Source organism: Maribacter sp. HTCC2170, assembly GCF_000153165.2.
Lineage (GTDB): Bacteria > Bacteroidota > Bacteroidia > Flavobacteriales > Flavobacteriaceae > Maribacter_A.
Genome location: NC_014472.1, coordinates 1,455,604 through 1,473,684, shown reverse-complemented (window position 1 = coordinate 1,473,684; position 18,081 = coordinate 1,455,604). Strand labels below are relative to the sequence as shown.

Sequence of the window (18,081 nt, the reverse complement as noted above, 5' to 3'; positions counted from 1 at the left end):
AACTTCGATTATCGCAGGTTAGGTTGTTGAACAAAAACCAACCGCTAACATTCAACTACAGTTTATGAAACGTAGATCATTTTTAAAAGGAACCACCACAGCCATTGCAGGACTTGGACTTACAACTTCTTGTGCCAATACAACTCAGGAGAAAATCAAGAAACCAGTTAAGGTTTGTGCAACTATTGACCAGCAAAAAGTTTCTTTCTACGCTGAGGTTATCAATGAGTCGATAAAGGTAATTCACATAGCCGACACGCATTTGTTTAAAGATGATGAAAGAGGAATTCCGTACCAGGAGTATAGTGATCGAATGGCGAAGGCTTACAATCAAACCATACATTTTCAAACGGGCATAAATACCACTCCGGAGGAAGCCTTTGAACAAACACTGGCATTTGCCAAAGAAGAAAAAGCCGATGTGATAACCTTGATAGGTGATATTTTTAGTTTCCCGTCTGAAGCGGCAATAGAGTGGGTTCTCTCAAAATTGAAGGATACGGGTATCCCGTACATTTATACAGCAGGAAATCACGATTGGCATTATGAAGGTATGAAAGGCACATTGGAATCTTTACGTGATACGTGGATTGCAAAGCGATTATTGCCCTTGTATCAAGGAAATAACCCTTTAATGGCGGCTTACGATATCAAAGGAATCCGGTTTTTGGCCATTGATAACTCTACCTATCAAATCAATGAGGAGCAATTGGCCTTTTTTACGGACCAAGTTGCCACTGGAATGCCATTGGTTTTATTGGTTCATATTCCAATGTACGCTCCTGGAAAGAGTATTTCTTTTGGTTGCGGAAATCCGGATTGGGGAGCAGCCACTGATCGCAATTTTAATCTGGAAAGACGCCCTAAATGGCCAGAAAGTGGACATACGCAAACAACGCGTGATTTTCACAAGAAAGTTTTTAATGCGCCAAATGTACTAGGCATTTTTGCGGGACATATTCATCGAAATTCTATTGAAATGATCAAAGGAAAACCACAAATAGTTGCAGATGACAATGCCAGTGGTGGTTATTTGGATATCAACTTCTTACCCATGGATGAAAAGGATAAAAAGTTAATCCTGTAATAGTTGATAAATTTTAATCCTTCCTTTATTTTCTCAACGCATTAACCAGAAGCATTACCAATAAAGAAGGTAATACCCATCCCATGCTAAAAGTGCCCAAAGGGATCAACTCTTTAATTGAGGCAATGGAATTTTCAAACCCAATACTCCCTAAAAAGTCAGGTATACTAAATAGGATGGTGGTAACAACAACTGCTTTAAAAACCAGAGGGGAGGTATATTTTTCTGGCATCACATTCAATAAAATCAATATTATGGTAATGGGATAAATGAACATTAGGGCAGGCACAGCAACCGCAATTATATAATGTACATCAAACTGTCCCATGACCACACCAAGGACACAACCTACGATTGCCGTAATGGTATACGCCAATTGTGAGTCTCCAAATTTATATTTCATAAAATCGGCTGTACCGGTAACAATACCTACCGCTGTGGTAAAACAGGCCAAACTAACCAAAATGCTTAAAAAGAGGTTTGCAGTGTTGCCCAATGTTTTAATACTAATACCATTTAACAATGCAGTACGTGAAATATCAGCATCAAACTCATTGTGCATCAGGGCACCGGTAAAAATGAGTCCGGCATAGATCAGGAACAAGCCCAGACCAGCGAGCCAACCTGCTCGGCGTATCAAACTCTTTTTCTCGGCATAGGAAGCATTCTTTTTTCTAAGGTTTATCGAAATAATAATGACCCCACCAACGACCACCGCCCCGATAGCATCAAAAGTTTGGTAGCCTTCCAGAATTCCATCGGTAAAAGGTTTGGTAAAAATGATTTCCCCAAAGTCAAAATCAAAAGAGAAGGTAGCCACGCCTATAATCAACAACAGAATACTAATAATTGCAGGTGTAAGTATTTTGCCTATTACATTCAATATTTTAGATCTATTTATTACAAAGAGGTAGACCAGGCCAAAGTAAATAAAACTGGTAACCAAAGACGAAGATTCAAAAAAAGGCTGTATGGCTATTTCATGGGTGACCGATGCTGTACGGGGTGAGGGCAATGCAATAGAGATGGCATAAACGATAAAAGAGTATACCAGGGCAAAGGTGGGGGAAACTTTCTTGCCAAAATCGAACATAGTGCCCTGTAATTTGGCATGTGCCAAAATTCCCAGAATGGGTATCAAAACGGCTGAAACACAAAACCCCAAAGTTACCAGCCACCAAAAATCACCTGATTTGAATCCCAGTAAGGGCGGGAGGATTAAATTCCCTGCTCCGAAGAATAATGAAAAAAGGGCAAAGGCAATTACTAGGGTTTCTTTGGTTTTAATCATTGTTGGTAAATTGATTGGAAAGATAGAGCAAAAATAGCTAAAGACGATTATGTATTTCGTCGATAAAAGCATACCGATAATCGAAATATGTGCAATTCAACGAATAAACGACTCCAAAATGGTGTCAGTGCCAATAAAAAGCAGTAATGCGGCGTTGTAGCATAAAGAGTTTTATAAGAGACTTTTTTGAATAACCTAAAATCGAACTATAGCATTTATTTGGCTCCCAAATCTCAATAAATGCGCGCCTAAAAACCTACAGCATGAAAAAAATGATATGCCAACTTTTTGGACACCACTACACAGTCTCCAAAAAAGTCACCAAACACATCAAGGAATATAAATGCATTCATTGCGATAGAGAAGTAACTACTGATGTGGATGGAAATCTATCTGTGTTAACACCAGAATTACAAGATATCAACAAAACTCTAGAAAATATTTATCAAAGAAGACATAGAACTGCGGATCACGCAGCCTAATTATGTTTTGGCAAACGAATTCCAACCCTGAGCGGTCAATGGAATTTTAGAGTTATTCCTGGAAATTAAGTGTGCACCTTCGTTCTCAGCAGTCATGTGCCCCACGACTGTTAAGTTAGGATTGCCCTTTATTTTCGGGAATTCTTTTTGGTCTATAGTAAACAATAACTCATAATCCTCACCACCACTAAGGGCGACCAAAGTGCCGTCCATTTTAAATTCTTCACAGGCGGATATCACTGTTGGGTCCAACGGGATTTTATCCTCGAACAAATTACAGCCTACATTACTTTGTTTGCACAAGTGCAATATTTCAGAAGAGAGGCCGTCACTAATATCGATCATTGAAGTTGGTCGCACCTCTAATTTGTTTAGTAATTCTGAAATATCCCTTCTTGCTTCGGGTTTTAATTGGCGCTCAACGATATAAGAGTAGGGTTCTAAATCTGGCTGGCTGTTAGGGTTCACTTTAAAGACCTCTTTCTCACGTTCAAGTACTTGCAACCCCATATAGGCACCTCCCAAATCTCCAGTTACGACCAGTAGGTCATTGGCTTTTGCACCAGACCTGTAGACAATTTCATCCTCGTTTGCTTCCCCGATGGCAGTTATACTTATTATGAGCCCGGTCAAAGATGAAGTAGTGTCACCACCTACCAAATCAACATTGTAGCTTTTGGTGGCCAAGGCAATACCAGCATATAATTCCTCCAAGGCCTCTAAGGGGAACCTATTTGATACGGCAATCGAAACCGTAATCTGTGTTGCCTTCGCGTTCATGGCGTATATATCAGAAAGATTCACCATAACCGCTTTGTAGCCCAAATGTTTTAAAGGCATGTAGCTGAGGTCAAAATGTACGCCTTCAATCAAAAGATCAGTAGAAACCACGGTTTGCTTTTCTTTGAAATCCAGAACCGCCGCATCATCACCAATTCCCTTGAAGGTTGTTTTATGGTTAATGGAAAAGTGTTTCGTCAGGTGCTCAATTAACCCAAATTCCCCCAAATTTTCCAAGTCCGTTTTTTCTTGATTTTTGTCTTCTAGCATTTGGCAAAAGTAGGTAGTAATTACAAAACAAGCATTTAAATTATGATTAAAGCTAAGGCCTCTTTGTCTGTTCATTATATAAAATGGGTTTTAATTTACTTGTAGATCGGCGATTATCTGTTAGCTTTATAGCTATACAATTACCAAAACCATGAAAAAAACCAAACTTTTCCAACTGGTAATCATTCTGATTATTACGGTTGGCACAATCTCATGTGAAAGAACAATTGACCACGACCGCCCTATTGAGAATTGGGTTTTTCGCTCCGTGATAGACAAGCAACCAAGAATGCTCACAGTAGCTCTGCATAAAGACTTATATGCGTGTTACAATCTACAATCTGGGAATTTGTATAAGATTTGGAAAGGCGGTGTTAACTACGATGGGGCGGTCTACACGACAGCTCATGGGATTCAACCCACCAGTTTCGGTTTTCCGTACATGCAAGACGATTCGCTTGAGACCCAATGGGCTATAAAATCAGATAAAACACTGGAAATCCCAAAAATCAATTATTTGGGCTATACCTTGATCAAAGGTCAGGTAGCTCTTGATTTTGAACTAAAATCACAAGCGGGAAAATCAATAAAAATTCGTGAAATACCAGAAGTGGGCCTAAAGGATAGCACGATAGGTATGATTCGAAAATTTCAAATTTTGGAAGGTTCTTCGATGGAGATGGTGCCAATCTTGACCTATAACCTGGATAAGGAAAAAGTTCAAAATGAAACAATTACCGGAAGTACCAGGAATGAAGTTTCAGATCAATTGGAAATTACCAAAAACACAACGATAAAAACCTATTTTAATCAACCTCCCAAGGATTGGAAGCCACCTGTCATTGATTATTTGGGCCTTATTTCTGATGGGATGCAATTGGCTGAACAAAGTGATTGTAAAGCGTGTCATTTAATCAATGAGAATTTAGTTGGGCCTGCATATGATTCCATCGCCACGAGATATCCTTTTGATTGGGCGAGTGTAGATTTGCTTGCAGACAAAATCAAACTGGGCGGTACTGGTGTTTGGGGAGACCTTTTAATGACTGCACATCCCGACCTCTCTAAGGCTGATACGCAAAAAATGGCGTATTATATTCTATCCTTGGATGGGGAAGCTGAGCCATCTACAAGGAGTGTTGACCTTGCATTGGATACTCCTGATATACCAATTGAATTGGATGTTACTGATAGAACAATAGAAGACCAGTATCTAAAGAAAGAAGGAGTTGCCATCAGTTTTTATTTGCAAGACGATAGTGGAAACCTTTATGAGGAATTGACCAAAAGCACCTTGCCAATTTATAATACTGTAGCACCTGCTATACATATGCCAACATCTGGCATCTTGGGTGAAATCAACGAGAACTTTTATATGGAGTTCAATGGTTTTATTAAATCGGAAACCCAAGTTGAAAAAACGTTTCGATTGATTAGTGATGACGGTTCTGTTCTTAAACTTAATGGTAAGGAGGCCATTGATAACAAGGGATATCATGCACCTCAGGCAGTGAATGCTCAAATAAGGTTGAACAAAGGGTTTAATGACTTTCTATTGCAATTTCATCAAGGTGGTGGCGGATACGGACTCTCATTACAATGGTCGGATGATGGAGAAAACTTTACGGTTGTTCCTGATTCTGTTTTTTACCATGACGCATCGGCTTTTCGAAAGCTAACGCCGTATGTTCCAAAAACGGCAAGTAAAACACCTGGCGATCAAATGTCATTAGACGCAGTTCATCCTTCCTTTGATATGTACCAAGCAAAACCAGCCGATTTTCATCCACGAATAGGGGGAATAGATTTTATAGACAAGGATAAAATGGTGATTTGCACTTGGGACGAAACAGGTGCAGTTTATATATTGAAAAACTATAATACCAATGACCCTGAGTCAATTGAAGTAAAACAAATCGCAACAGGATTGGCAGAACCCTTAGGAATAAAATATGTTGATGGGGAGTTGTTTGTATTACAAAAACAGGAGCTTACCAAATTGATAGACACCAACGGTGATGAAATCATAGACGAATACCAAAAAGTATGTGATTCATGGAATGTTACCTCACATTATCACGAATTTGCATTTGGTTTGGTTTATAAAGAGGGTAGTTTTTACGCCACTTTGGCCACCGATTTAGGGTCCGAATTCAAAGATGTGGAACATCGGGGCAAAGTAGTGCGTATTAGAAAAGACGGCAGTGAAATTGAGTTCATAGCAGAAGGCTTTAGAACACCTAATGGTATTGCCGAAGGTCCTGATGGCGCACTTTATGTTGCTGACAATCAAGGAAATTGGATACCCACAAGTAAAATTGTTCGTGTGGAAAAAGGTAAGTTTTATGGATTTAAACATGCCGATTGGGAACGTGTGAAAGATTATGAAGAAGATCCACCTTTGGTTTGGCTACCCCATGGGGAAATTAGCAATTCGCCTAGTCAGCCTGCAATTTTAAATATTGGACCATATAAAAATCAAATGATTCATGGCGATGTCACCCATGGTGGAATAAAAAGGGTTTTTATTGATGAAGTTGATGGTGTAAAACAAGGAGCGGCTTTCCGTTTTATTCAAGGTTTGGATGCAGGAATAAACAGAACGATTTGGGGTCCCGACGGGAATTTGTATGCAGGCGGAGTTGGATCTGGTGGAAATTGGAGACACGAGGGTCGACTATGGTATGCCCTGCATCGATTTAACTATAACCAAAAATCAACTTTCGAAATGTTGGCCGTAAGGGCAAAGCGCAATGGAATGGAAATAGAATTCACCGAACCTGTTGCATCCGATACACAATTAGGTGTTGAAAATTTTGATGCTCAACAATATTATTATGTGGCGACCGATCAATACGGCGGCCCTAAAATGGGGGAAGAGGATTTGAAGGTTGTTTCAGTGAATTTATCGAATGACAGAAAGAAGGTTTTCTTGGAAATTGATGGAATAGAAGAGAAAAAAGTAGTTTACATTCATATAAAGAAACCTTTTAAAAGTGAGAATGGTCAATCCCTGTGGTCAACGGAAACATGGTATACGATGACAAAAAAACCCGGTGATGACCTAGGACTTTGAGCCCCATAGTCCTGTTGTTTTAATTAGGTGTTGAGTGCTACTATCAAAGCAAGGTTAGTAATAAACCCTATCTTTGAGTAAAAAGAACTAAATCAATGCTATGATTAAGAATAGGTTCTACGCACTTGTATTTGCCCTAATGCTAGTTTTTGGCTGCTCAAGCGATGATGGCAATTCTGATACTGATTTATTGGATGATGAACAAACAGCTGTGTTTACACCATGTGAAAACGGCATGGCAGACATTTACCCTTGTAACGGTTACGATTTACTGGGAAGAATATCGCTATCTAATTTTTCGGCATCCAAAGGAAACGATATTTGGGGATGGACAGACCCTACAACAAATAAAGAATACGCCCTATTGGGTTTGGATAACGGAACGGCCTTTGTTGATATAACCGATACAGAAAACCTTGTGTACCTAGGCAAATTACCATCAGCAACAAGTTCTAGTTCTTGGCGAGATATTAAGGTTTATCAAAATCACGCCTATATTGTTTCTGAAGCTGATGGCCATGGCATGCAGGTTTTTGACCTGACCCGTTTACGTAATACAACCGATGCTCCCCAAGTTTTTGAAGATGATGGTCTTTATACAGGTTTTGGTAATGCCCATAATGTGGTAATTAATGAAGAAACAGGTTTTGCCTATCCCGTAGGAACAGCAAGGGATGATGCATTTAATGGTGGTGTTCATTTTTTAGATTTACAGAATCCAAAAAACCCTATATCCGCTGGCGGTTATGGCGTTAATGGTTATTCCCACGATGCTCAAGTCGTTATATACAATGGCCCAGATACTGATTATGCGGGCGCCGAGATTTTTATAGGAGCGAATGAAAATCAAGTGGCCATAGTAGATATAACCGATAAGGATAATCCTGTTGAGATATCAACATTCGGATACTCTAATTTGGCATATACACATCAAGGATGGTTTACAGAGGATCAGCGGTATTTAATTCTTGGGGATGAACTGGATGAGGTTAATTTTGGATTTGATTCACGAACGCTGGTTTTTGACCTAACTGATTTGGACAGTCCTGTTTTGCACACTACATATTCTGGGCAAACAACGGCTATTGATCATAATGGCTACGTAAAAGAGGATCAGTATTTCTTGGCAAACTATAGAGCCGGAATGAGAGTGTTGGATATTTCTGATATCGCAAATAAAAATATTGCAGAAGAAAGCTTCTTCGATACTTTTCCTTCGAGTAATAGTGCTGGTTTTGATGGGGTGTGGAGTATTTATCCCTATTTTGAAAGTGGAAAAATCATAGTGAGCGATATTAACTCTGGGTTGTTTGTGATTAAAAAATCAGAATAATGCAAAGGCTTTTTTCCTTCCTAATTGTACTTGGTCTTTTTAGCTGTTCTTCAGATGATGGCAAGGACGGGATTATTCTAAAACCCGACGGACAAATTGAATTTCTGGAAGAAGTTGAATGGGTAAAGAGTTTTGGTGGCTCAGGAGAAGAAACGGCTCAGGCAGTAATTTCAACCATAGATGATGGTTATGCCATTTTGGGATATTCAAACAGTACCGATGGTGATATCGTGGGCAAATCGACAGCTGTAAATGATTATTGGCTTTTAAAATTGGATGGTTCTGGGAATTTGGAGTGGAACAAAACCTATGGCGGCAGCAAAGATGATAGAGGTCAATCTTTGGCCCAGACCAATGATGGAGGCTATATTCTTACAGGTTATGCCATGAGTGATGATGGTGACGGAACGAATAACGAAGGATTTCATGACAATTGGATTTTAAAACTGGATGCATCGGGAGAATTGGAATGGGAAAGAAGTTTTGGTTTCTCTGGCCATGACCATTCATACGACATTATTCAAACACAAGATGGTGGATATTTTTTTATTGGTTTTTTAGATATTACGGCAGCCAAGGCAGATGGTTATACTGAGAAAGGACGTTTTTTGACAAGACACGGTGTGGGTGAGTTCTGGGGTACCAAGATTGATGAGCAGGGGAATATTCAGTGGCGTAGATACTTTGGAGGTACAAATAATGACAGAGCGCATGCCGTAGTACAGTCAAACGATGGCGGATTTGTGATGGCGGGTTTTTCCGAAAGCGACGATTTTGATATCAGTGAGACAAAGGGCAGTTATGATTTTTGGGTAGTTAAAATTACAAGTAGCGGCGATTTGGTTTGGGAACGTTCGTTTGGAGGGTCAGGCATTGAGATTTCCTACGATATTGCAAAAACTTTGGACAACGCATACGTTATTACGGGTAATACTTTTAGTGATGATGCCGATGTTACCTCGAATAGTGGAGAATCGGATATTTGGATGATTAAGATTGATGACAGTGGTAATCTCATTTGGGAAAAAACCTATGGAGGTACCCAGTTTGATGCGGCTCAGGGAGTAAGCACCTGTATCGATGGAGGTTTTCTTATAGCAGGGAACTCCAAAAGCTCGGATTTTGATACAAGATCCAATAATGGCGAAAACGACTTGTGGGTCGTAAAAACCAATTTTAACGGAGATTTAATATGGCAGCAGACCTTTGGTGGTGCCGACTTGGACTACGGTTTCGATGTTCTTGAAAATGCTGATAAAAGCGTAATAGTCGTTGGCGAAAGTGCAAGTATTGATTTTCCTAATCTTCAAAATAAGGGAATGTCAGATTTAATAGTGATCAAAATCAAATAGTTAATCTTATTTATCCTTTTACCCATAGAAAAATCTTATAAATCTATACGTTATAATAATGTTAGGTTTTGTTGCAAAACCCTACTTATAACCTATATTTGTAAACTATTTAGAATCGTACCAAATAAGGATTGGTACAAAGAACTAGAAAAATGATACAAGTTTCAGAAACGGCAAAACAAAGAGTTATTAGCCTAATGACAGAAGAAGGCTTTGATGCTTCAAAGGACTATGTGCGTGTTGGTGTTAAGAGCGGAGGTTGTAGCGGATTATCTTACGAGCTGGACTTTGATAACAAAATCAATGAAACCGATAAGGTTTTTGAGGACAACGCAGTTCGAATTCTCGTTGACAAGAAAAGCTTTTTATATCTTGTAGGAACCGTTTTGGAGTATTCAGGAGGATTGAATGGAAAAGGATTTGTATTCAACAACCCTAATGCGCAACGTACCTGTGGGTGCGGCGAGAGTTTTTCATTATAAGACAAAGCATGGCATATACTGAGGAGGAATTAAAGAAGGAGCTCGAAACCAAAGAATATGAGTATGGTTTCTATACTGATATTGAATCGGATACTTTTCCTAAAGGATTAAATGAAAATATAGTTCGAGCGATTTCTAAAAAAAAGAACGAACCTGAATGGATGACCGATTGGCGTTTGGAAGCTTTTCGTATTTGGGAAGAAATGGAAGAACCGGAGTGGGCAAATGTTCATTATGAGAAACCTGATTTTCAGGCTATCAGTTATTATTCCGCACCTATAGCAGCAGATCCAAATAAAACATTGGATGATGTGGATCCCGATTTGTTGGAAATGTATCGAAAATTAGGAATTTCTGTTGATGAGCAAAAGAAATTGCAAAATGTAGCTGTTGATATTGTAGTTGATTCCGTTTCGGTTGCAACAACTTTCAAAAAGACTTTAGCGGAAAAAGGAATTATTTTCATGCCTATTTCAGAAGCAATTCAGGAACATCCAGAGTTGGTAAAAAAATACATAGGTACTGTTGTTCCAAAGACAGATAATTTTTATGCGGCTTTAAATTCAGCTGTCTTTACAGATGGATCTTTCTGTTATATTCCAAAAGGTGTGAAGTGCCCTATGGAATTATCTACCTATTTTAGAATTAATGAAGGTGGCACAGGTCAGTTTGAAAGAACACTTGTAATTGCAGACAAAGGTAGTTACGTGAGTTATTTAGAAGGCTGCACTGCACCATCAAGGGATGAAAACCAATTACATGCAGCTGTTGTTGAGCTAATTGCGTTGGATGATGCTGAAATAAAATACTCAACGGTACAAAACTGGTATCCTGGCAATTCAGAAGGTAAAGGCGGTGTTTACAACTTTGTAACTAAACGTGGTATCTGTGAGAAGAATTCAAAGATTTCTTGGACGCAGGTAGAAACAGGTTCTGCTGTTACCTGGAAATACCCATCTTGTATTTTGAAAGGAGATAATTCGATAGGTGAATTCTATTCGATTGCTGTGACCAATAATTTTCAGCAAGCAGATACAGGCACTAAAATGGTGCATATAGGTAAGAATACTAGGAGCACGATTATCTCTAAAGGTATTTCTGCGGGTAAATCACAAAACAGTTACCGTGGGTTGGTACAAGTTAATAGGCGTGCTAAGAATGCTAGGAACTTTTCGCAATGTGATTCGCTGCTAATGGGTAATGAATGTGGTGCACATACATTCCCTTATATAGAAGCTAAAAATAAAACGGCACAAATAGAACACGAGGCGACAACAAGTAAAATTGGTGAAGACCAAATATTTTATTGTAATCAACGCGGAATTGAAACCGAAAAAGCCATTGCATTGATTGTAAATGGTTTTAGCAAGGAAGTGTTGAACAAATTGCCAATGGAGTTTGCGGTTGAGGCCCAAAAATTATTGGAAATAAGTCTTGAAGGTTCAGTAGGATAATATTTATTATAAAAAAGAAAAGATGTTAAAGATTAGCAACCTGCACGCAGGTATAGAAGATAACGATATACTAAAAGGGATAAACCTTGAGGTTAATGCGGGAGAAGTACATGCGATTATGGGGCCAAATGGCTCAGGTAAAAGTACTTTGGCTGCAGTTATTGCCGGTAAAGAAGAATATGAGGTTACAAAAGGAAACGTTGTTTTGGACGGCGAGGATCTTGAAGATGATGCTCCAGAGGAAAGAGCGCACAAAGGTATTTTTCTTTCCTTCCAATATCCTGTTGAAATCCCAGGAGTTTCTGTTACCAATTTTATGAAAACGGCTATCAACGAATCTAGAAAAGCCAAAGGTCTTGAGGATATGCCTGCCAATCAAATGTTGAAGTTGATTCGCGAAAAATCTGAATTATTGGAAATTGACCGAAAATTTTTATCGCGTTCACTGAATGAAGGGTTTTCCGGTGGTGAAAAGAAAAGAAATGAGATATTTCAAATGGCCATGCTAGAACCTAAGTTGGCGATTTTGGATGAAACTGATTCTGGTCTTGATATTGATGCTTTGCGTATTGTTGCCAATGGGGTGAACAAATTGAAAAGCAAGGACAATGCAGTCATCGTTATCACACATTATCAGAGATTATTGGATTATATAGTACCAGATTTTGTTCATGTCTTGCATGAAGGTAAAATCGTGAAATCAGGTACTAAAGAGTTGGCACATGAATTAGAGGAAAAAGGGTACGACTGGATCAAACAAGAGGCAGCAGTATAACCTTTGATATGTCATTCCTGATAAGTCAGGAATCCAAAGTAAATTATAAAAGATGGATTTAAAAGATAAACTGGTTTCTTCATTCATGGCATTTGAGAATAAAGTGGATGTTGAACACCCTGTTCACGATATTCGTTCCGAGGCTATCAAGAATTTCGAGGAAAAAGGTTTTCCAAGTAAAAAGGATGAAGCTTGGAAGTACACCTCATTGAAAGGTTTACAGAAAATAGATTTTAGCATTTTCCCAAAAGAGGTAAATGCCTTGGAATATAAAGATGTAAAGAAATTTTTCTTGCATGAGATTGAATCCTATAAGATTGTTTTTATTGATGGGATATATTCTTCTTTTCTTTCTGAAACCACACATGATGGAGTAGATATCTGCTTGATGAGCGCGGCGCTTACAAAGCCAATGTACAAGCAGGTGATTGATGTCTATTTTAATAAAATTGCTTCTAAGGACGAAACGCTAACAACGTTGAACACAGCGTTTAGTAGGGAAGGGGCATATATCTATATTCCCAAGAACAAAATGCCTAAAAAACCGATTGAAATCTTGTACTTTTCAACGGGAAATGAAGCTTCGTTAATGTTGCAACCAAGAAGTTTGGTTGTTGTTGAGGAAAATGCTGAGGTGCAGATTATTGAAAGGCACCAAAGTTTGACTTCCAATGAAGTTTTGACGAATGCAGTGACAGAGATTTTTGCCGCAGAGAATTCCATTATAGACTACTATAAAGTTCAAAATGATAGCAAAACGGCATCTTTGATAGACAATACATATATCAATCAAAAAAGCAAAAGTGTTGTAAAGGTGCATACCTTTTCGTTTGGCGGGAAATTGACAAGAAATAACCTGAACTTCTATCAGAATGGTGAGCATATTGATTCGACCATGAAAGGGGTTACTATATTAGGATATAAGCAACATGTTGATCACCATACGCTGGTGCACCATATTGAACCAAATTGTGAGAGTCATCAGGATTATAAGGGCATTTATGGAGAGAATTCGACCGGTGTTTTTAACGGAAAGATCATAGTCGATAAAATTGCGCAAAAGACCAACGCCTTTCAACAGAACAATAATATATTGATCAGTGATAAGGCAACAATCAACACCAAACCACAATTAGAGATTTTTGCGGATGATGTAAAATGTTCGCATGGGTGTACCATTGGGCAATTGGATGAAGATGCACTTTTTTATCTTCAATCACGGGGAATTCCTAAGAAAGAAGCAAGAGCCCTACTAATGTATGCTTTTGCCAATAATGTGTTGGCAAGTGTGCTTATTCCTGAGCTAAAATCAAGAATAAACAAATTGATTGCTGAGAAATTAGGAGTTAGTCTGGGGTTTGATTTGTAAAATGGAGATGAGTTCTATCAATCCAAAATTAATACGAGAAGATTTCCCAATCCTTAATCGCGAGGTGAATGGCAAACCGTTAATCTATCTTGACAATGCGGCCACTTCGCAGACACCACAACAAGTGATAGACACTATTGTGGGCTATTATAGTAATTATAATGCCAACATTCACCGAGGGGTACATACACTTTCTCAAGAGGCGACGGATAAATATGAGCAGGCACGTATAAAAATCCAAAGACATTTTAATGCTGCCGAATCCCATGAAATTATTTTTACATCTGGGACAACACATAGTATAAATCTGATTGCAAATGGATTTACTTCTCTCTTAAAAAAAGGGGATGAGTTGATTGTTTCGGCCATGGAACACCATTCGAACATTGTGCCGTGGCAGATGTTATGCGAACGTACAGGAGCTGTACTAAAGGTTATTCCCATGAATGAAGATGGGGAATTGGTTATGAATGAATATTATAGTTTGTTGTCAGATAAAACCAAATTGGTTTTTTGTAATCATGTGTCAAATGCCTTGGGAACTGTAAATCCTATAAAAGAGATTATTGACCGAGCGCATGAGGTTGGAGCAGCCGTATTGATTGATGGCGCACAAGCTGCCCCTCATATTCAGGCGGATGTACAAGAATTGAATGTGGATTTTTATACGGTTTCTGCCCATAAAATGTGTGGCCCAACAGGTGTTGGCATTCTATATGGAAAAGAAAAATGGTTAAACAAATTACCACCTTATCAAGGTGGGGGTGAGATGATAGCTGAAGTCACTTTTGAAAAAACAACCTATGCTGATCTACCTCATAAATTTGAGGCTGGTACGCCAAATATTTGTGGCGGTATAGCATTTGGTGCCGCATTGGATTATATGAACTCTATTGGCATTTCCAAAATTGCTGCCTATGAGAATGAATTGTTGCAATATGCCTCAGAACGCCTATTGAGCATTGATGGTTTACGTATTTATGGAACTTCAAAAAATAAGACTTCAGTAATTTCATTTAACATCGAAGGTATTCACCCTTATGATATTGGTTCAATTCTCGATAAATTAGGGGTTGCCGTGAGAACTGGCCATCATTGTGCACAACCAATAATGGACTTTTATAAAATACCCGGTACTGTAAGGGCTAGTTTTAGCTTTTACAATACTATGGAAGAAATTGATGTTTTGGTCGAAAGTATAAAACGCGCTAAATCGATGCTTCAATAGTATTTGTGTGTGAAAAGGCAGAATTGAAAACCACAGATACTTATCGTATTTTTGCACAAAGTCAGGTAATGGGAATACAAGAAATACAAGAAGAAATTGTTGATGAATTCTCGATGTTCGAGGATTGGATGCAGCGCTATGAATATATGATAGACCTGGGCAAATCCCTTCCCTTGATCAATGAGAAGTTTAAGACCGATGATAATATTATCAAAGGTTGTCAAAGTAAGGTATGGGTACATGCTGAATTGGATGGTGATAAATTAATTTTTACTGCCGATAGCGATGCGATTATTACCAAGGGAATCATAGCAATATTGATTCGTGTTTTCAGTGATCAAAAACCACAGGATATTATAAATGCAGATACAAGTTTTATTGATGAAATAGGATTAAAGGAGCATTTGTCTCCGACAAGGGCAAATGGACTTGTGAGCATGATTAAACAGTTGAAAATGTATGCTATTGCATACCAAACTCAATTGAACTAAAGGATGAAAAATGAGTGAAAAGATAAATACCCAGGAATTGGGAGAAAAAATAGTACAGGTCATGAAAACAATTTATGATCCAGAAATCCCTGTTGATATATATGAATTGGGATTGATTTATGACGTTTTTGTAAATGAGGATTATGATGTCAAGATTTTAATGACCTTAACATCACCTAACTGCCCTGTAGCAGAGACGCTTCCTGTTGAAGTTGAGGAAAAAGTAAAGTCACTTGATGCGGTCAAAGATGCTATGGTCGAAATTACTTTTGACCCACCTTGGACCCAAGATTTGATGAGTGAAGAAGCAAAATTGGAACTGGGGATGCTTTAACCATCTTGGTTGTCGTTCTATCGCTAGGAGAGAATCCATTTTAAATACCCTGATCCCTGAAATCTAATAACCCGTGGAAGAGGAAATCATAAATCGTGTTGCTCAAAGTCAATTAATGACTATTGATCTTGAAGACTATTATCCAGTTGGGGAAAGGGTCTTGCTTGATATAAAAGATTGGCTTCATGAGGGCTTTGTACTTCGGGAAAAAGATTTCAGGTCCAGTATCAAAGCACATGATTGGAATCAATATCAAGACAAATATGTGGCCATGGATTGTTCTTCCGATGCAATTGTTCCTGGTTGGGCGTATATGTTAATCGCATCCAAATTGCAACCCTTTGCCAATAAAACTGTTCAAGGAAATTTGGAGCAATTGGAAACATCTTTGTACCAGACCATCATTGAAAATCTGGATATTTCGGAATTTAAGGACAAACCTGTTATTATAAAAGGGTGTAGTAATAAACCTGTCCCTCCCAATGCATATTTGTGGATAACTGCAAAACTGATTCCTGTTGCAAAAAGCGTCATGTACGGTGAGGCATGCTCTTCGGTGCCACTTTTTAAAAAGCGATAATTGTTAATAACGGTAATTGTTTATAGTTAACAATTCTTATTTTTGCACCTCATAACATTAATTAAACACTAAACATTATGAGAAAATTAGTATTTACTTTGGTCGCTATCTTAACATTGACAGCTACCAATGCACAAACTGCAGATGAGCTTAAAGCGCTACAAGGACCTAAAAAAGATTCTATTGCGGCAATTCAAGGAAGGGTTGATGCCCTTCAAGCAAAAATTGATGCCCTCCCCGGGTGGAAAAAAGGTGCCTTCGGTACTATTGGGGCTAACCTTTCTGGTTTTAGCAATTGGTATTCGAAAGGTCAGGCTAATTCAAGTGCTGGTAATATTGGAATTACCGTAAACGGTTTTGCCAACCTAAATCAAGAGAAGTTTTTCTGGAGAAATTCTGGTAACGTAAATGTTGCCTGGGTTAAATTCGATGATAAAGATGATTCCACGGATGATGACAGCTTCAAAGAAGCAACAGATGTATTTACAATCACATCACTTTACGGTCAAAAAATCAGTGAAAAATTTGCTATTTCTGCTTTAGGGGAATATAGAACAACTTTACTGAGCAATTTTAATGATCCTGGATATTTGGATCTTGGTGTTGGTGGAACTTGGACTCCGATTACTGATTTGGTTATTGTTATACACCCTTTGAACTACAACTTTGTATTCAGTGATGAGGATGCAATCTTCGAATCTTCTTTAGGTGCTAAAATTGTTGCTGATTATACTAGAAAAATTGGCGCTGTTAATTTCAAGACCAACCTTTCGATGTTCAACAGTTATAAATCATCTAATCTTTCAAATTGGACATGGATTAACTCATTGGGGTATACCATATGGAACGGTATTGGTTTAGGTTTTGAATTTGGTCTTAGAAACAATAAACAAGAAGCACTTAATTATGCATTGAACGGACCTACACCTGACACTGGAGCTACATTTGACAATGTTGATAATGAGTTACAAACGTATTGGCTGTTTGGACTTAATTATGCATTCTAAAAATAGTATTGCTAGATACATTAAAAGCCCTGACGTTTTCGTCAGGGCTTTTTTTGTTAAGTAGGATTTGTAATATTGGGTTAATCAGTCAAAATTAATCCTTGTCTAATACATTTAGACTTGGAAAAATCCAAATACTTATTTGGTTAAGTAATGTTTTAATCTGGGTGTTATAAATCATAAATACAGGACGAATGTAAACGGCTTATATTCTTCCACTAAATTTTTGTTGTGAATCATCTTGTAAATGTGGTGAACTACGTTAAAATGTATGATTTATCCGATAAAATGCTTGTTTTTTAGGATTAAGTGCAAAAAAAGCCCTTTCGCAAAAGGGCCTTTAGGTAAAGTAGGTTTGTAATTTTGGGTATTAGCTTTTTATAGGTTTGTGTTTGTTTTGGGGAAACACACACTTTGTTTTTTGATTAAGTTCATGATATGATTTGGGGTCAACACTATCACTTAATTACAATGTAAAGGTATGTTGGTCACATAAAATGACCTAAATAATGTTGTGAAGCAAGGCTAAAATGTGGTGAAAAAATTAAAGGTGCGATATCTTCGATGAACGGTTTGTTTTACGCCGAAAAAAAATGAAGTTAAGCGAAGTATGTGAAAATAAAAAAGCCCTTTTGAAAGGGCCTTTTTTTTAGTTAAGTAGGTCTGTAAAATTTGGTTTTAGCTTATTTA

At 38.1% G+C, this 18,081-nt stretch carries 16 protein-coding genes; 14 read left to right on the top strand and 2 right to left on the bottom strand.

From position 1 onward, the window contains the following. Window positions 1-64: 64 nt before the first annotated feature. On the top strand, window positions 65-1,087 hold the full coding sequence (locus FB2170_RS06550; protein ID WP_041632700.1) for a metallophosphoesterase family protein: 1,023 nt from the start codon (window positions 65-67) through the stop codon (window positions 1,085-1,087). Between the two features lie 25 nt (window positions 1,088-1,112). On the opposite strand, the gene brnQ is transcribed toward FB2170_RS06550, so the two are convergent. Further along, window positions 1,113-2,378, bottom strand: coding sequence for a branched-chain amino acid transport system II carrier protein (gene brnQ, locus FB2170_RS06545; RefSeq protein WP_013305746.1), 1,266 nt, complete (start codon window positions 2,376-2,378; stop codon window positions 1,113-1,115). A gap of 263 nt (window positions 2,379-2,641) precedes the next feature. Between brnQ and FB2170_RS17175 the strand changes: the two genes are divergently transcribed. After that, window positions 2,642-2,860 (top strand): hypothetical protein, encoded by a 219-nt coding sequence (locus FB2170_RS17175; protein WP_013305745.1) that lies wholly within the window; start codon window positions 2,642-2,644, stop codon window positions 2,858-2,860. Here the strand turns inward: FB2170_RS17175 and thiL are convergent, their stop codons facing one another. Then, the gene (thiL, locus tag FB2170_RS06540; RefSeq protein WP_013305744.1) at window positions 2,861-3,910 is read right to left on the bottom strand and encodes a thiamine-phosphate kinase; all 1,050 of its coding nucleotides are present in this window, start codon (window positions 3,908-3,910) and stop codon (window positions 2,861-2,863) included. 151 nt (window positions 3,911-4,061) lie between these two features. On the opposite strand from thiL, the gene FB2170_RS06535 reads away from it, so the two are divergent. From FB2170_RS06535 to FB2170_RS06480, 12 genes are all read left to right on the top strand, one after another. After that, window positions 4,062-6,986 carry a PA14 domain-containing protein gene (locus tag FB2170_RS06535; protein WP_013305743.1) on the top strand — a complete coding sequence of 975 codons (2,925 nt, stop codon included), beginning with the start codon at window positions 4,062-4,064 and terminating at the stop codon, window positions 6,984-6,986. 100 nt (window positions 6,987-7,086) lie between these two features. Then, window positions 7,087-8,319: a choice-of-anchor B family protein gene (locus FB2170_RS06530; RefSeq protein WP_013305742.1), complete on the top strand. Its 1,233-nt coding sequence runs from the start codon at window positions 7,087-7,089 to the stop codon at window positions 8,317-8,319. After that, window positions 8,319-9,671, top strand: a complete 1,353-nt coding sequence (locus FB2170_RS06525) for a hypothetical protein (protein ID WP_013305741.1) — start codon at window positions 8,319-8,321, stop codon at window positions 9,669-9,671. Before FB2170_RS06530 ends, FB2170_RS06525 begins: the two co-directional genes overlap by 1 nt. Window positions 9,672-9,823: 152 nt before the next feature. Then, window positions 9,824-10,153 (top strand): HesB/IscA family protein, encoded by a 330-nt coding sequence (locus FB2170_RS06520; protein WP_013305740.1) that lies wholly within the window; start codon window positions 9,824-9,826, stop codon window positions 10,151-10,153. 8 nt (window positions 10,154-10,161) lie between these two features. Further along, window positions 10,162-11,607, top strand: coding sequence for a Fe-S cluster assembly protein SufB (gene sufB, locus FB2170_RS06515; protein ID WP_013305739.1), 1,446 nt, complete (start codon window positions 10,162-10,164; stop codon window positions 11,605-11,607). Between the two features lie 22 nt (window positions 11,608-11,629). After that, entirely contained in the window at window positions 11,630-12,382 is a 753-nt protein-coding gene (sufC, locus tag FB2170_RS06510; protein WP_013305738.1) for a Fe-S cluster assembly ATPase SufC, read from the top strand. 52 nt (window positions 12,383-12,434) lie between these two features. Next, window positions 12,435-13,751, top strand: coding sequence for a Fe-S cluster assembly protein SufD (gene sufD, locus FB2170_RS06505; RefSeq protein ID WP_013305737.1), 1,317 nt, complete (start codon window positions 12,435-12,437; stop codon window positions 13,749-13,751). A 1-nt stretch (window position 13,752) separates the two neighbouring features. Then, window positions 13,753-14,979 (top strand): aminotransferase class V-fold PLP-dependent enzyme, encoded by a 1,227-nt coding sequence (locus tag FB2170_RS06500; RefSeq protein WP_013305736.1) that lies wholly within the window; start codon window positions 13,753-13,755, stop codon window positions 14,977-14,979. 68 nt (window positions 14,980-15,047) lie between these two features. After that, the gene (locus tag FB2170_RS06495; protein ID WP_041633088.1) at window positions 15,048-15,470 is read left to right on the top strand and encodes a SufE family protein; all 423 of its coding nucleotides are present in this window, start codon (window positions 15,048-15,050) and stop codon (window positions 15,468-15,470) included. A 10-nt stretch (window positions 15,471-15,480) separates the two neighbouring features. Continuing rightward, window positions 15,481-15,804, top strand: coding sequence for a DUF59 domain-containing protein (locus FB2170_RS06490; RefSeq protein ID WP_013305734.1), 324 nt, complete (start codon window positions 15,481-15,483; stop codon window positions 15,802-15,804). A gap of 73 nt (window positions 15,805-15,877) precedes the next feature. After that, entirely contained in the window at window positions 15,878-16,384 is a 507-nt protein-coding gene (locus FB2170_RS06485; RefSeq protein WP_041632699.1) for a DUF2480 family protein, read from the top strand. 77 nt (window positions 16,385-16,461) lie between these two features. Beyond that, entirely contained in the window at window positions 16,462-17,391 is a 930-nt protein-coding gene (locus tag FB2170_RS06480) for a DUF3078 domain-containing protein (RefSeq protein WP_013305732.1), read from the top strand. The last annotated feature ends 690 nt before the right edge of the window (window positions 17,392-18,081 follow it).

What these genes read in the sequence shown, in the direction of transcription:
- FB2170_RS06550 (WP_041632700.1), top strand. Translation starts at nt 65, where the DNA reads ATGAAACGTAGATCATTTTTAAAAGGAACCACCACAGCCATTGCAGGA.
- FB2170_RS06525 (WP_013305741.1), top strand. Translation starts at nt 8,319, where the DNA reads ATGCAAAGGCTTTTTTCCTTCCTAATTGTACTTGGTCTTTTTAGCTGT.
- FB2170_RS06520 (WP_013305740.1), top strand. Translation starts at nt 9,824, where the DNA reads ATGATACAAGTTTCAGAAACGGCAAAACAAAGAGTTATTAGCCTAATG.
- sufC (WP_013305738.1), top strand. Translation starts at nt 11,630, where the DNA reads ATGTTAAAGATTAGCAACCTGCACGCAGGTATAGAAGATAACGATATA.
- thiL (WP_013305744.1), bottom strand. Translation starts at nt 3,910, where the DNA reads ATGCTAGAAGACAAAAATCAAGAAAAAACGGACTTGGAAAATTTGGGG.
- FB2170_RS06480 (WP_013305732.1), top strand. Translation starts at nt 16,462, where the DNA reads ATGAGAAAATTAGTATTTACTTTGGTCGCTATCTTAACATTGACAGCT.
- sufB (WP_013305739.1), top strand. Translation starts at nt 10,162, where the DNA reads ATGGCATATACTGAGGAGGAATTAAAGAAGGAGCTCGAAACCAAAGAA.
- FB2170_RS06530 (WP_013305742.1), top strand. Translation starts at nt 7,087, where the DNA reads ATGATTAAGAATAGGTTCTACGCACTTGTATTTGCCCTAATGCTAGTT.
- FB2170_RS06490 (WP_013305734.1), top strand. Translation starts at nt 15,481, where the DNA reads ATGAGTGAAAAGATAAATACCCAGGAATTGGGAGAAAAAATAGTACAG.
- FB2170_RS06500 (WP_013305736.1), top strand. Translation starts at nt 13,753, where the DNA reads ATGGAGATGAGTTCTATCAATCCAAAATTAATACGAGAAGATTTCCCA.
- FB2170_RS17175 (WP_013305745.1), top strand. Translation starts at nt 2,642, where the DNA reads ATGAAAAAAATGATATGCCAACTTTTTGGACACCACTACACAGTCTCC.
- brnQ (WP_013305746.1), bottom strand. Translation starts at nt 2,378, where the DNA reads ATGATTAAAACCAAAGAAACCCTAGTAATTGCCTTTGCCCTTTTTTCA.
- FB2170_RS06535 (WP_013305743.1), top strand. Translation starts at nt 4,062, where the DNA reads ATGAAAAAAACCAAACTTTTCCAACTGGTAATCATTCTGATTATTACG.
- sufD (WP_013305737.1), top strand. Translation starts at nt 12,435, where the DNA reads ATGGATTTAAAAGATAAACTGGTTTCTTCATTCATGGCATTTGAGAAT.
- FB2170_RS06495 (WP_041633088.1), top strand. Translation starts at nt 15,048, where the DNA reads ATGGGAATACAAGAAATACAAGAAGAAATTGTTGATGAATTCTCGATG.